The 14,062-nt window shown below is 45.7% G+C and carries 16 protein-coding genes; 7 read left to right on the plus strand and 9 right to left on the minus strand.

The window, feature by feature from the left end:
* Window positions 1-3: 3 nt before the first annotated feature.
* A complete protein-coding gene (purM, locus tag QTP81_RS09185) occupies window positions 4-1,050 on the minus strand; it encodes a phosphoribosylformylglycinamidine cyclo-ligase (RefSeq protein WP_289365056.1) in 1,047 nt (348 codons plus the stop codon).
* Window positions 1,051-1,199: 149 nt separating this feature from the next.
* Here purM and QTP81_RS09190 point away from each other — a divergent pair, with 149 nt between their 5' ends.
* Together QTP81_RS09190 and hda are read left to right on the plus strand one after the other, a co-directional pair.
* Entirely contained in the window at window positions 1,200-2,486 is a 1,287-nt protein-coding gene (locus QTP81_RS09190; RefSeq protein ID WP_289365057.1) for a DUF2066 domain-containing protein, read from the plus strand.
* 6 nt (window positions 2,487-2,492) lie between these two features.
* The gene (hda, locus tag QTP81_RS09195) at window positions 2,493-3,215 is read left to right on the plus strand and encodes a DnaA regulatory inactivator Hda (protein ID WP_289365058.1); all 723 of its coding nucleotides are present in this window, start codon (window positions 2,493-2,495) and stop codon (window positions 3,213-3,215) included.
* Here the strand turns inward: hda and QTP81_RS09200 are convergent.
* Genes QTP81_RS09200 through arsC form a run of 4 tightly spaced genes read right to left on the minus strand, consistent with a single transcriptional unit; the run spans window position 3,212 to window position 6,564 of the window.
* The gene (locus QTP81_RS09200) at window positions 3,212-5,194 is read right to left on the minus strand and encodes a PKD domain-containing protein (protein ID WP_289365059.1); all 1,983 of its coding nucleotides are present in this window, start codon (window positions 5,192-5,194) and stop codon (window positions 3,212-3,214) included. The genes hda and QTP81_RS09200 overlap by 4 nt on opposite strands.
* 1 nt (window position 5,195) lies before the next feature.
* Window positions 5,196-5,612: a DUF2069 domain-containing protein gene (locus tag QTP81_RS09205; protein WP_289365060.1), complete on the minus strand. Its 417-nt coding sequence runs from the start codon at window positions 5,610-5,612 to the stop codon at window positions 5,196-5,198.
* 17 nt (window positions 5,613-5,629) lie between these two features.
* Entirely contained in the window at window positions 5,630-6,220 is a 591-nt protein-coding gene (gene wrbA, locus QTP81_RS09210) for an NAD(P)H:quinone oxidoreductase (RefSeq protein ID WP_289365061.1), read from the minus strand.
* Window positions 6,220-6,564: an arsenate reductase (glutaredoxin) gene (arsC, locus tag QTP81_RS09215; RefSeq protein ID WP_289365626.1), complete on the minus strand. Its 345-nt coding sequence runs from the start codon at window positions 6,562-6,564 to the stop codon at window positions 6,220-6,222. Before arsC ends, wrbA begins: the two co-directional genes overlap by 1 nt.
* A gap of 57 nt (window positions 6,565-6,621) precedes the next feature.
* Here arsC and QTP81_RS09220 point away from each other — a divergent pair, with 57 nt between their 5' ends.
* Entirely contained in the window at window positions 6,622-7,101 is a 480-nt protein-coding gene (locus QTP81_RS09220) for a TlpA family protein disulfide reductase (RefSeq protein ID WP_289365062.1), read from the plus strand.
* Here the strand turns inward: QTP81_RS09220 and bepA are convergent.
* Window positions 7,084-8,550 (minus strand): beta-barrel assembly-enhancing protease, encoded by a 1,467-nt coding sequence (gene bepA, locus QTP81_RS09225; RefSeq protein ID WP_434532973.1) that lies wholly within the window; start codon window positions 8,548-8,550, stop codon window positions 7,084-7,086. The genes QTP81_RS09220 and bepA overlap by 18 nt on opposite strands.
* Window positions 8,551-8,717: 167 nt before the next feature.
* On the opposite strand from bepA, the gene QTP81_RS09230 reads away from it, so the two are divergent.
* Window positions 8,718-9,812 (plus strand): AI-2E family transporter, encoded by a 1,095-nt coding sequence (locus QTP81_RS09230; RefSeq protein WP_289365063.1) that lies wholly within the window; start codon window positions 8,718-8,720, stop codon window positions 9,810-9,812.
* A gap of 29 nt (window positions 9,813-9,841) precedes the next feature.
* Here the strand turns inward: QTP81_RS09230 and bcp are convergent, their stop codons facing one another.
* Window positions 9,842-10,306 (minus strand): thioredoxin-dependent thiol peroxidase, encoded by a 465-nt coding sequence (bcp, locus tag QTP81_RS09235; protein WP_289365064.1) that lies wholly within the window; start codon window positions 10,304-10,306, stop codon window positions 9,842-9,844.
* A 1-nt stretch (window position 10,307) separates the two neighbouring features.
* Entirely contained in the window at window positions 10,308-10,847 is a 540-nt protein-coding gene (locus QTP81_RS09240) for a glycine cleavage system transcriptional repressor (protein WP_289365066.1), read from the minus strand.
* Window positions 10,848-11,000: 153 nt separating this feature from the next.
* Here QTP81_RS09240 and dapA point away from each other — a divergent pair, with 153 nt between their 5' ends.
* From dapA to purC, 3 genes are read left to right on the plus strand one after another with little or no spacing between them, the layout of a single operon-like run.
* Window positions 11,001-11,882, plus strand: a complete 882-nt coding sequence (gene dapA / locus QTP81_RS09245) for a 4-hydroxy-tetrahydrodipicolinate synthase (protein ID WP_289365067.1) — start codon at window positions 11,001-11,003, stop codon at window positions 11,880-11,882.
* Window positions 11,883-11,904: 22 nt separating this feature from the next.
* Window positions 11,905-13,011: an NlpB/DapX family lipoprotein gene (gene bamC / locus QTP81_RS09250; RefSeq protein ID WP_289365628.1), complete on the plus strand. Its 1,107-nt coding sequence runs from the start codon at window positions 11,905-11,907 to the stop codon at window positions 13,009-13,011.
* A 14-nt stretch (window positions 13,012-13,025) separates the two neighbouring features.
* The gene (purC, locus tag QTP81_RS09255; RefSeq protein WP_289365068.1) at window positions 13,026-13,736 is read left to right on the plus strand and encodes a phosphoribosylaminoimidazolesuccinocarboxamide synthase; all 711 of its coding nucleotides are present in this window, start codon (window positions 13,026-13,028) and stop codon (window positions 13,734-13,736) included.
* 42 nt (window positions 13,737-13,778) lie between these two features.
* On the opposite strand, the gene yfaE is transcribed toward purC, so the two are convergent.
* Entirely contained in the window at window positions 13,779-14,039 is a 261-nt protein-coding gene (yfaE, locus tag QTP81_RS09260; RefSeq protein WP_289365630.1) for a class I ribonucleotide reductase maintenance protein YfaE, read from the minus strand.
* Between the last annotated feature and the right edge of the window lie 23 nt (window positions 14,040-14,062).

A 14,062-nucleotide genomic window follows, 5' to 3' on the forward strand; every position in this document is an offset into this window, starting at 1 on the left:
CGCTTACTTTGCATTGTTGATAACTACGCTCTGGTCATCTGACTTAGTCGCAATGTTACCGATATGCCAAGCATTCTCGCCAGCGGCTTGCAACACGTTAAGCGCTTGCTCTATGTCTGACTGCGGTAGTGCGATGACAAGGCCAACACCGCAGTTAAACGTGCGGTACATCTCATAAGTGTCAACGTTTCCAGCTTGCTGCAGCCAACTAAAGATAGCTGGCCATTCCCAGCTATTGCCATCTATATGCGCGGCCAAATTATCAGGCAATACACGCGGAATGTTTTCCCAGAAGCCACCGCCAGTTATATGTGAAATGGCGTGAATGTCGATGGATTCTAGCAATTTAAGCACTGATTTTACGTAAATTCGCGTAGGCTCTAACAACAAATCGCCAATACTGCGTTCGCCTAACTTCTGCGTGACATCAGTGTTGTCAACTTCAAGGATTTTTCTGATCAATGAATAACCGTTGGAGTGAGGACCGGAAGAGCCCAAAGCAATAAGCGCGTCTCCGGCGGCCACTTTACTGCCATCGATGACATCATCTGCTTCAACCACACCCACACAAAAGCCGGCAACGTCATAGTCTTCGCCCTCGTACATGCCCGGCATTTCAGCGGTTTCACCACCGATCAGTGCGCAACCAGACTGTAAACAACCTTCACCAATACCCGTAACTACAGCTGCCGCTGTATCGACATCAAGCTTACCTGTTGCGTAATAATCAAGAAAAAACAAAGGCTCGGCACCTTGCACGATCAAATCATTAACACACATTGCGACTAAATCGATACCAATAGTATCGTGTCGATTTAAATCCATAGCCAAGCGCAATTTAGTGCCAACACCATCAGTGCCTGAAACGAGTAACGGATTTTTATATTTTTGTGGTAATGCACACAGCGCGCCGAAACCGCCGAGTCCACCTTTTACTTCAGCACGGGCAGTTTTCTTGCTCACTGATTTAATCCGTTCAACCAGGCGATTACCCGCATCGATATCTACACCCGCATCTTTATAGCTCAAACCGGTTTTGTTATCGCTCACTCGTTTACCTTTCACAATGTGCCAAAAATCGACGCGAATTCTACCAGCAACCGTGTTCAGAACCAATCGACAAATAAAAATATTAACGGATGCAAAAAATTTGTAGATCGATAACAATAGCGGGTCTAAATAAGGAGACATTTACTACGATGGTTTTGTTGCGGTTTTTGTTTGTTATCAGTTTGACTATCTCAGGAACTTTTGCGATTCAGGCTCAGGTGCAAACGCGATTGGGATCAACAGTTCAAGCAACCAATGTTGTTAGCGTGGTAGTTGCCGATCAATCCGACCGAGCACGGCAGAGGGCATTGCGCCAGGCGTTTAGAATTGCCGTGGTAAAAATGTCTGGCGATAGCGAACAATTTACTCGTCAGATATGGCAGCAGCTCGACCCCCAGGCAGAAGGTTTACTGAGTGCCTATAAATATGAAATGGATGAATTCGGTGTGCGCTATGTCGCCACTTTTGATGCGGCCCGAATGCAACAGCTATTGCGACAAAACAATTTGTCACTGTGGGATGAGCGTCGCCCAGATAGCATATTATGGTTAGCCGTTAATTCACCTGAAAACCGACAACCGGTGGTATTGTCGGAACAAAGCGAGAGTAATTTACGTGCAATTGTGAACGCTATTGCCGAGCAGCGCGGAGTTAGAGTGCGCTTACCACTGTACGATCTCGAAGATACTCAGACCGTTAGCGCCTATGATGTGTGGGGGCGTTTCACACAGCCTGTGATAAACGCAAGTTTTCGTTATGGTATAGAACATCTCATTATCGCAAGGATTCAAGCGACACCAGACTACGACCCGGAAAAATTGCAGCAACGTATTGATGAATTAAACGCGGCGCACGTATTAGAGCAGTCGGTAGCCGAAGAGCTTAATACCGCTGAGCCGCAAGCTGAAGAGATGAGCGAGTTTGAAGACGCTTTTGAAAAACCCTTGGAAGACCTTTCTGGACCGCCAGCGTTGTTTACTTATGACGAATTTCAAGCGCTACTTGGCGATTTACAGCCGTATCAGTTGGACTATACGTTTATTATTGATGGTCGCTACTACAGCGCGCGATTGGGCGCAGATTCACCAGAGTCGTTAATAACAGAGTTGCTGAATCGATACGTGAATCAACTGGCGAGACGCTTTGCGATCAACCCGCAACAATTTTCAGCTGGGCTAGCCAGTTATACACTTAGCGTGAGCAATGTCGAAAGCTTAACCGTGTATGCGGGAGTTCAAACCCTGCTACGAGAATTGAGTATGGTTGATTCTGTGACCTTACAATCTTTACAGGGGCACGTTGCGACGTTTGAACTGCGCTTGTTGGCAAATGAGCGACGTCTTATTGATGCCCTAGTGCTAGATGGGCGATTACTGCCTGGTTTGGACAGTTTTGGTAATGTCACTGATACCACAACGTTTGAGTGGCAACGCTAAGCCTGTATGCAACTTCCACTCGCAGTTCAATTACCGGTAGAGCAGCAATTTGATACTTTTGTTGCAGGGCCCAATCAACAGTTGGTCGCCCATACTCGTTCGATTGTCGAAGCTCTCGCCAAAGGCGCGCAGCAGAGCTTTAAGCAGTTGTTTCTTCATGGCGCTAATGGACAAGGTAAAACGCATTTACTTATAGCGCTGTGTCACTACGCTAATCAGCTTAATCTTGAAAATTTCTATATATCACTTCGGAATTTCAATCATTACACCCCTGATATGCTCGATGGATTTGCACAAATTCCGTTACTGTGTATTGATGACCTAGACGCGATTACAGATTCTGAGCAATGGCAGGTAGCCGTTTTCGATTTAATCAATCAACGTCGGGAAAACGGCAATAATGCCTTGGTTCTGGCGGCGAATAAGAACCTCGCTCACCCTGAAAAGCAAGACTTCTCTTTGACCTTACCTGATCTGCACTCGCGTATGCAGTGGGGTGATGTATATGCCTATAAAGCGCTAGACGATATGGATAAAGTAGCGCTGTTAGAACTGCTTGCCGAAGCACGAGGGATGAAGTTTTCTGAGCGAGCTATTCAATACCTGTTGAACCACTGCGAACGCCGCAATGACTTTTTAGTTGACGCGATGGAACGACTAGACAAGCGCTCTTTGCAAGAGCAAAGAGCATTGACAGTTGACCTTATCAAGCGAGAGTTAGATACCTAATTTTCGTCGGGTAATGGTAGCCATTTATCAGGACCTAACTGAAATTGCGGCTCTAAGTGTGCGGCATCCTCAATATTTTCTCTTGCGTCTGAGTTGTTAAGAACGCCTTGGCCAATGACTACGCTATCTCGCCAGCTTTTCGTCGAATCGAGTAATTCCGGTTCTGGTAGTGTGGTTTGAATAGCGTCAAAATCCAATTCAGGTAAGATACTTTCGACAGTAAAGCGCAGTCGGTCGCGCAGCGCTGGCTCATTGATTCGATTTCGTTGTCCCCAAGTGATTATCAACTCAGGGTTATCTACGACTTCTACTATGCCAACATCAGCACCGGCTTCAAGTCGGTAAATCATCATAAAACGCTCAAATAATGTGGCGAAATCTTCACGCTCATTCAAATAACTGTAGTAACTCGGAGAGCGATCTGGTGTGAAAAATTGTTCAATATCATCACCCTGGTAGCCACGCTGAGTCGCAGTAGCTGTTTCACCCGCAAATCTAACTTGGGCCAGCGCCGCCATTTCAGCGGATAGTAATGGATATGACGTGGGTAATGTATCCGATAATGTACCGTTTTCTCTAAAGTAGGAGAGTGGATCATCGTTGGATTGTAAATCCGCCCACACCGACGAGGGAAAAAAGTCATTCGCATGGCCTAATTCGTGATACATCAACCAGGATATTGAGGCTTCGAGGTCTTCAAAACTGCGCGAGCGTCGCTCTGCTACAGGGTATGCAATGCTTGACAACTGTGGGTAATAAGCATTGTCTTTGACATATCGCCAAGGCATTTCAAAGGTCAAATCGCGCCCCAAATCACTGCGAAAATCCGGTCGGTCGTTTAACGTGTCACGTTGTTGTGGAGTGCGCCAAAAGTTGTTGCCATCAAGATATATGGCACCTGTTGCAGTCCAGTAAAACGACGGGCGTACATCGTAGGAAATAACAATGGCTGTTGTTGCCCTAAGAAGCTTAACCATATCGGAGCCGGCGGCCGACGTACGCAGGTAATTTTCAAATTGCTCGCCCATCCATGCGTGTGAGACTAATGTACGGTCCATAATATCATCGACAGTTGGCGTTTCAGTTTGTTGTCCGATAAGTGGTAATTCAGAGAAACGACAGGTTTGGGTTATTTGATTGTTGTAGATACACGACTCTAGGGCGTCTGCATATGGGCTATCTGAGCGATAGGCAAACATATCTGCGGTTACAATCAGATCGCTATTGGGGAAGTATGCTGAGTCGTTGATATTGTCGTTGCGAACCATAACGATGGCGGTATCAGTCGCACTGGTTTGGTCGCTGTAGTTAATTGTAGCCTCGTATACAATCGGGCTATCAATTGTTACTGCCGGTGCATCGAAGAATATATAATACTGGGGGCCGTCAGTATCACTTGCTGTCACATTCTGTGCATCAGGTCCCGCAATTTGGACCCAATCAATACTGTTGATTTCTTTACTCCCCACACCGTCAACGCGCAGGGAAACTCGGCCTCTTTCAGTGGCTGCATGGTCAAGGCGAATATTGGCTTCGGGGGCCGTATCTTGGCTCACTGTCAGATTAATTTCAGCGCTGCGATTAGCGCCAGTAATGGTCGTTACCGCGACATTGAAACTGTAATCGCCAGCATCGATAACATCGAAACCGATGGCTTGAGTGTGACTTGCTAACAACGGCACCGTAGCTGGACCGCTAAGTTGTGACCATTCCACACGGCGAATATCAGCACCGTCAGCGCTGCGCACGGCAAAACCTACAGATTCTCCGGTTACAGCATCCGCACTACCATAAATTTCCAGGTTGTTACTCGTTAACAAGGGGGACGCGGGCGTTTCATCAGGTACTGGTGCCGGCGGTGGAGGTGTAGGAGCCGGTGATGCTGGTCCGGTACCACCGTCCGAGCCACCCCCGCAAGCTACTAATAGCGCAGAAACACCTAAAACTGAGACGAACCGTTTTATACTTATAAATGCCATATCAACCTCGCTCGAACTTTTCACGTTCCTCTTGCATTACAGTTGATAGTTTCTTGAGCCCTTGCCCGAGCTCTCTGCCGCGTTTGCGGGCATACACTGCACAGCCTATGAACATGATTGTGGCAAAAAATAGTTCTATCAACGCATACAGCCATTCATGTGGCTCTGCGTATATAATAGTAAGACCGTGGATCAGGTAAAACATTACAATAAAATTTGCCCACGCGTGGGTGTAAGGTTTACCGGTCAAAATACCGTACATTGGAAATACCAGTGGTAGCACGTAAACCAGTACAGTAAACAGGACGCTAAACGCCATCTCTTCGCGAATGACGAAGTGCCAAAGAACTACCCAAGTTAAAAGGCCTAAATATCCGACAAGGGCTAAATATCGGTAGTGAATAGTTTTCGAAAGCATAATTTATTGATTTACCTTTAATGTTCTAACGCCAGTGCTATTTTAGCGAGACGTTGTCCTTGTGCGATACACAAGCGCTCTTCTTCGTCTGTTAACTGACTGGACGCCTGACCGAAAGTCACGTGTGTCACGCCGTACGGTGTACCACCGCTTCGAGTACTGGCCAAATCGGGCTCAGCGTAGGGAAGACCAACCATCACCATGCCATGATGGAGCAAGGGTAGCATCATGGCTAATAAGGTGGCTTCCTGACCACCATGCAGGCTAGACGAGGATGTAAATACACACGCAGGTTTGTCGATTAATGAACCTTTGAGCCACATTTGACTGGTTCCGTCGATAAAATACTTCATCGCAGCCGCCATATTACCAAAGCGCGTGGGGCTGCCAATTGCTAACCCCGAGCAATTGGCTAAGTCCGTGAGGGTTACAAAGGGAGCGCCTGTATCAGGTACCGCACTGTGCTTCTCATCTATATTAGTACTGACTGGTGGCACAGTCCGCAACATAGCGGCCGCACCGCCTTGCTCAACACCCAAAGCGATTTTTTCAGCTAATTTTTTGGTCGCGCCGGTATGACTGTAATACAGCACCAATACGTAGGACATTAAACAATTTCCAATAATTGCTCGGGTGGACGGCCGATGATGGCTTTATCACCATTGATCAAGACAGGGCGCTCGATAAGCTTCGGAAAGTTTGCCATGGCTTGTAACAATTCGGCTTGATTGGCATCTTTGAGCTGATTGTCTTTGTATTCAGCTTCTTTAACTCGCATCATTTGACGTACGTCGTCAACCCCCAAACGTGAAGCTAGGGTTTCAAGCTCTGCTAATGACAGAGGTGTTTTTAGGTATTCTACGACTTGTGGACTTACACCGTTTTCTTGTAACAGTGCGAGGCCTTGACGACTTTTCGAACAGCGCGGATTGTGTAAGTATTGCATTGATATCCCATCGGATTAGTCTTGTATTTAATAGTATACCGCGGAAAGCTAAGTGAGGTTCAAGTGCAAAAGTTGTTTATTGGTATTGTTGCCATTTTAGCGTTGTTATGCGGCGTTTTTTTTCATGCTTCACAGCAATTTGATTTCGTAACACTCGATGGCAAGAAATATCAATGGCAAGATTTTGGGGGGGAGTTAACGGTTGTAAATTATTTTGCTGAATGGTGCGCTCCCTGCCTAAAAGAGGTACCTGAGTTAAATGCGTTTAATCAATGGGCAGCTCAACAAGAAAACGTGCGACTGTTTGCTGTGAGCTACGATGATTTAGCTGATGAAAAACTGCGTGAAATACAACAAAAATACAATATGGAATTCGCTTTGTTACTGCCTTCGCAAACTAAATTAATCCCCATAGACAAACCCGCCTACCTCCCAGCAACCTACGTCATCATGCCAGATGGAACAACTTCGCCACCGCTTCTAGGTGAACAAACCGCGGACAAACTAATCGCTACAATTGAACAATTACAGCAGGCGCTCTAGTTTCGCTTGTTCGTCCCTTAACTGTTGTATGCGGGCTCTAATCCTTTGTTTATCAAGATGACTATCACCGGCGAAATTATAAGCGTGTTGTAGCTCATCTATGGCCTGCGGGAAAGCAGCCACTAAAGCAAAAACCTCGGCATTCATTTGGTGCATTTCTAAGTATCGACTGGATTTTGCGTATGCGTCAGAAAGCAGTTGATGCGACAGCATATGTTTAGGGTTAATCAATAAGAAGTCACGCAGTACGTCTATTGCATAATCATATTTTTCTCCCTCAATAGATGCATTCGCCAAATTAAGAGTGACTACGGCATTACGCGGGGAATTTTTGAGTTCCTCTTCAAGCATAACTACTGCTTTTTGTGACTCATTCAGGGCTAGATATATATCCGTTGCCGTATCGAGATAAAACAAATTGCTTGGATCCTTCGCCATCAACTGTTCAATGATCGCCTTTGCCTCTTCGACATCATCATTGCGCAGCAACGCGAGGGCAAGTCCATATTGGCTGGCTTCAGGAACAATCCGCGGCTCATTGACGGCGTTCGAATAATATTGCAGCGCAGCTTCTATATCATATATATACCGCGCTTGGATCCGTGCCTTGGCTAAATGAAAAGACAAACTAGGAGGCAGTCTGACCTGTGGTAAATTACTGGCACGAATTCGCGCATCAGCAATCCTGGATTCTGGTAGTGGGTGCGATAGCAAACGAGCCGGAGGTCTGGATACCACACGCATTTGGGCGGCCAATTTGCCAAAAAAGGAGGCGGCAGCGTTAGGATCAAAACCGGCACGAGCGAGCATCGTGATACCGATGCGGTCAGCCTCTTGTTCATTTGAACGGGTGTAATTGAGTTGTTGTTGTGCCGCTGCCGCTTGCGAGGCACTGATCGCTGCGATTCCCGCTTGAGGATCGCCCGCGGCGACACCAAGTAGAATGCCACCAATCATGGAGGCAATTTGCAACGGTGATGCCCGTTGGGCTGATTGAATGCGGCGCGCCAAATGACGTTGAGTAACGTGGGCCACTTCGTGGGCTAAAACCGACGCAACTTCTGACTCATTTTCAGCGTTATAAATCAAACCGGTATGCACACCAATGTGACCACCGTAGAAAGCGAACGCATTGATATCAGAGTTATTGATCAAGAAAAAAGTAAACGGAAATTTGGCATTATCCGCATGGATGACTAAACGATTGCCAAGATCTTGCAAATACTCAGTTAATAAAGGGTCATTGATCAGTGGCGCTTGAGCGCGCATTTGACGCATAATTACATCGCCGATCAACATTTCTTTGTCAATGCTTACCGTATCGGAAGCGACAACACCGATTTCTGGTAGAGCGTTGCGGTCACTGCGCGCAGTTTGTGCGGCTACCATGCCGGTAATAAGTACCAGCGACAGTGCCAACCAAAAACTCGTGACCTTGGATAACTTCATAACTCTCCGAAAATATAATTAGAAATTTATTTGTTTTGAGCGTACGCCGCCCAAATAAGTTGCATATATTCTTTAAACGATGTTTATAACGCAAAGCTGATTGCTATTGTACCCCAGCATACCCTATGATCACGGCAAATTGACGAGTTAATAGGTATAACCATCGAATGCTAGGTGTAATAGACCGCTGGTATAAGAAAAAGTTTTCGGATCCAGACGCTTTAATGTTGCTAGTGCTGATTCTTTTTAGCAGCGTTGTTTTGTTGGTTTGGGGCAATATGTTAATGCCTGTCATTGTCGCAGCCGTTATTGCATATTTGCTAGATTGGCTCGTAACCCAAGCTGAGCGCAGAGGTATTAGACGCACCTTAGCGACATCGGTTGTCCTGTTGCTGTTTTTTGTCTTGAGTATTTTAACCTTGGTCGGATTAGTACCCGTTATTTCAAAACAGGGAGCGAATCTAGTTCGTGAGATCCCAGCGATTTGGCAGCAAGCGCAAGCATGGTTAATGACCTTGCCTGAGAAGTATCCGACCTATGTACAATACGACGTAGTCGAACGCACTATGGCTGGAATTAACGAGCGTGTTGTTGGTATAGGTGAGGAGTTAATATCGCTATCCTTTACATCAATTGGAAACGTCGCAGCATTACTGATTTACCTAATCCTCGTGCCACTTATGATTTTCTTTATGCTCAAAGATAAGGAGCAGCTGTTAATTGGCCTATCGAAGTTTTTACCCAAAGAGCGTCGATTGATTAATAAAGTAGGGCGCGAAATGAATGTGCAAATTGCCAACTATATTCGCGGTAAAGTGATTGAAATCATCATCGTCGGAACAGTTTCAGTCGTGACCTTTCTCATTTTAGATTTGCGCTATGCGGTGCTGCTTGGGGTGTTGGTTGGTCTTTCCGTCCTGATCCCCTATATCGGTGCCGCTGTGGTCACTATCCCGGTTGCCGTAGTGGCATTATTTCAATTTGGTGTAACTACTCCATTTTGGACTGTAATGGTTGCATACGGGATAATTCAGGCGCTTGACGGTAATTTGTTGGTGCCAATATTGTTTAGTGAGGCTGTCAGCTTACATCCGCTGTCAATTATCATTGCGGTCTTGTTTTTTGGTGGCTTGTGGGGTTTTTGGGGGGTATTTTTTGCTATTCCATTGGCTACCCTAGTTAAGGCGGTGATAAGTGCGTGGTCGACACCAATAGAGTCTTCGCCTGAGCCATCACCGGTAACAGAGCAAACACAAGCATAAAAAAAGCCGCATAAGCGGCTTTTTTGTGTTTATTGATTTAGATAATCCAAGACCACTTGGTGGTGGTCTTTAGTCTTAAACTTATCAAATACGTGTTCGACGACGCCATTCTCGTCAATTAAGAAACTCAGGCGATGGATACCATCGTAAATTTTACCCATGAATTTTTTTTCGCCCCAGACACCAAACTGGTCAGCCACAGCGTGATCTTCATCGCTGAGTAACGTGAAGTTCAAATCGTGCTTTTCGGTAAACTTAGTCAAACGGCCAACCGCGTCTATACTAATCCCCACTACCGCTACACCTTGTGCTTTTAACTGCTGATTAATATCGCGAAGTCCTTGCGCTTGGACGGTACAACCGGGAGTCATGGCCTTGGGGTAAAAATAGACCAAGACTTTTTGTCCTTGGTAGTCGGCGAGTTTGACAGTTTCGTTGTTTTGATTGAGTAATTCAAACTGAGGCGCTTTGTCGCCTTTTTTAAGTGTGTTCATGTTATTCCTGTATTTGTTTATCTACCATTTTTCCGGTAAGGCCTAGCTCATTGAGCATATGCATGACCTCTTGTTCTATTAGTTCTACTTGTAGCTGTTGTGGTGCGCTAAGCATCATTTTACAGCGCATCATGTTAGCGCCGGTCTGCTTGTCTACGAATGTCTGTTGACGCAATGCGGTGACACTGATTTCGAACTTAGTAAATAGGGAAGTCACCGACTTGACAATGCCAACCGAATCCACACCACTAAACTCGAGCGACAACAAGTGCTCTAAGTTTTGTTTACAGTGCTCGCTGGTACGTTTTAAGATCGACAGCAGATCATGTTCTAGACATAACCGTGGTAGCTTGATTTCCGCCTTTGTAATCGCTGACTGATTACCTTCAATAATCATGGTCAGAGAAAATTCTTTACCAAAAATGGCTTGGCGACTGTCGAGGATATTGCATCCAGTCTCCGCAACACATTGTGCAAGCGCACTTAGAATGCCTGGACGATTCTGGCCAAGTACCGTCACAATCAATTGTATTTTGTTCAAAATCGTGTTTCCTCGCTATTTCAAGGGCGCTATTTTGCGAATAAATCAGGTCGAGTGCAATACGCACTTAAATTTGTTGTAAAACACGCATAGATCGCTTGTTTTTACTGGGTAGCATCATTAACATGTGCGCTCGCAATAAAAGGGGAAAATATGTTCACTGGAAGTTGGGTCGCATTGGTAACACCAATGAATGACGATGGGCAGGTTGATTACGTCGCGCTACAACAATTAGTTGAATTACACATCGCCGCAGGTACTGACGGAATCGTTTCAGTTGGTACTACGGGCGAATCAGCCACACTGCCATTTGATGAACATATTAACGTAGTTAAACGCACGGTTGCTTTTGCTAATGGTTGCATTCCAGTAATGGCTGGAAGTGGTGCTAATGCAACGGCAGAGGCGATTTTTTTATCTCGGCAGTTAGAAAGCACCGGTGTAGTAGGCTTTTTATCCGTCGTACCGTATTACAACAAGCCACAACAGCGCGGCATGATTGAGCACTTTACTGCAATTGCAAATGCGACATCGTTGCCAACCATGCTCTACAACGTCCCAGGGCGCACAAGTGTTGATATGTTGCCAGAAACCGTAGCCGAGTTAGCCAAGCATGAAAAGATTATCGGTCTTAAAGACGCTACAGGTGATATACAGCGCTTACTTGACACGTTGCCATTAGTCCCTGATGACTTCGTGATCTTAAGTGGTGATGACGATACCAGTTTAGAGTTTTTAACCAATGGCGGTCACGGTGTGATATCCGTTACAGCTAATATAGTACCCAAAGAAATGGCACAGTTATGCCGCGAAGCAGCAGAGGGAAATATTGTCGACGCAACGGCGATAAATGATAGAATTAAACAGTTACACACTGATTTGTTCCTTGAACCAAACCCTGTGATGCCGAAGTGGGCACTGTATAAAATGGGTAAGATCCCAACGCCTGTTTTACGTTTACCGATGGTTCAACCGGAACTTGTTAGCCAAAAACAAATCGAAGCTACTTTAGCTGCATTAGAGTTAGTCAATTAAGGTGTTCATGAAAACAATAGCAATGGCCGCTAAGAGCCTCACCGTCGCCGCCGTTTCAGTTGGTTTGCTCGCTGCATGTGCGAGTAAAGAAGAGCGAGAATTAGCCTCAGGCGGTTTTAAATATACTGAAGCAACCGTCGGACAAACGGTTAAAATACCTGCCGATGTCGATACGCCCAATTTTTCTAAAAAGTACGAGTTACCCACATTGGGCGAGAGTGCACCGCGAGATCTTGTTGGACGCAATCTACCTGTCGTTTCGCCCTCATTGGTGTTACCTGTCGTTACCGGTTCACATATTACCGAAGGTACGAAAACGGCGACCGTATGGTTTGATAAAGTCGATGATTCACAACCCTTAGACCAAGCGATATGGAATTCGTTGTTGGCGTTTTTAGAAGCCCAAGGTATTGGTGTAGACAGTTTTGACCCAGAAACCAACCGTCTAGTGACTGATTGGATGATAATATCTTCAGAAGAAGAGTCGAGCTGGTACGATTGGACCAGCACGGAAAGCCAAACTGGACGTCGTTTTGAATTCACGCTAGACATGAAATCCCACGGCCGCAGTGCCGCACTAAATGCCGAGTTGGTTGATTACCTAGCCTCGCAGGGTGATACCGCAACAGATTCGCTGAGTCTGCTCGAAGAGCGTCAAGAGGAAGTGGGGATCTTAAATCAAGTGATCAGTCATTATGATTATGAAATTCGCTTGGCAACGTCTCGTAAGATCCAACAAATACGCCAAGGTTTAGACATGGAAATGGGCTTTGACGCGGACGGCAATCCCGCATTTATGATTGATTCACAATACGATATCGCTTGGCCTCGTGTTCAATTAGTGCTGCGTAAATTAGGTTTTGACGTCAAAGACTTAGATAAGTCCAATGGCTTGTTGTTCGTGACCTTCGCAGGTGAAGACAGAAGTTGGTGGGAAGGTTGGTTTTCGAGTGAAAACGATATGGGTCTTGATGAAGACGATTACCGTTTGCAAATGAAAAAGGCTGGGGCACGTACATCCCTGACATTTATGAACGAAGAAAGTGTGCCATTTGAAGCCAATCAGGTGTCCGCTATTTTCCCTCGCTTCTCTGAAGTGATGAGCGACAACGATTTAGATATTCAATAGTAGAGAGAAATTGCATGCAAAAGCGCGACGAACTGTATCGTGGAAAGGCAAAAACAGTATTTTATACTGATAATGCTAATCAGTTAATTTTGGAGTTTCGTAACGATACTTCTGCGTTTGATGGCGAGAAGGTTGAACAGTTGGATCGCAAAGGCGAGATAAACAACAAGTTCAATCATTTTATCATGCAAAAATTGGAAGCCGCTGGCGTTGAGACTCAGTTGATTGAGCGACTAAGTGATACTGAATCGCTGGTCAAAAAACTCGACATGATCCCGATAGAATGTGTGGTGAGGAATTTTGCCGCTGGTTCTATGTGTCGCCGCTTGGGCATCGAGGAAGGTAAAGAATTATCACCGCCAACATTTGAGTTCTTCTTAAAGAACGATGCGCTACACGACCCAATGGTTAATGAGTCACACATCATTTCGTTTAACTGGGCGACTCAGGAGCAAATCGACACAATGAAGGCTTTGACTTTCAAAGTAAATGAGGTCCTCAGCCAATTGTTTAGCGATGGCGGTATGTTATTGGTCGACTTTAAGTTGGAATTTGGTGTTTATGAAGGTCGCATTGTATTGGGCGATGAGTTTTCACCAGATGGTTGTCGCTTGTGGGACAAGGAGACTCGCAAGAAGATGGATAAAGACCGTTTCCGCCAAGGGCTTGGCAGTGTTGTAGAAACCTACATTGAAGTTGCTGAGCGGCTAGGCGTTGCTTTATAAAAACACAGAGTGAAATAAAAAGCCCGGTTTAATCCGGGCTTTTTATTTGGGAATTTCGATCTTGATATTGCTGCTTGGGCGTGAGCAGCACGGCAAAATTTCGTCATCGTCGATAAAAGCGAGAGGGTCAGTAAAGTAATCCACACTCCCTTCAATAATTTTACAGCGACAAGCACCGCAGAAACCATCGCGACAATGGTATTGAACTTCTACTTGGGCAATTTCTAAGGCCTCTAGAATAGAGGCCTTAGCAGAAGGTCGAAGCGTCAGGGGTTCGCCATCGTTAGCGTCAGTGACAACAATTAAATGGTCTGAAACATCTGCGT

The organism is Neoalteromonas arenosi (assembly GCF_030362855.1).
In the GTDB taxonomy this organism is placed as follows: Bacteria; Pseudomonadota; Gammaproteobacteria; order Enterobacterales; family Alteromonadaceae; genus Alteromonas_E; species Alteromonas_E arenosi.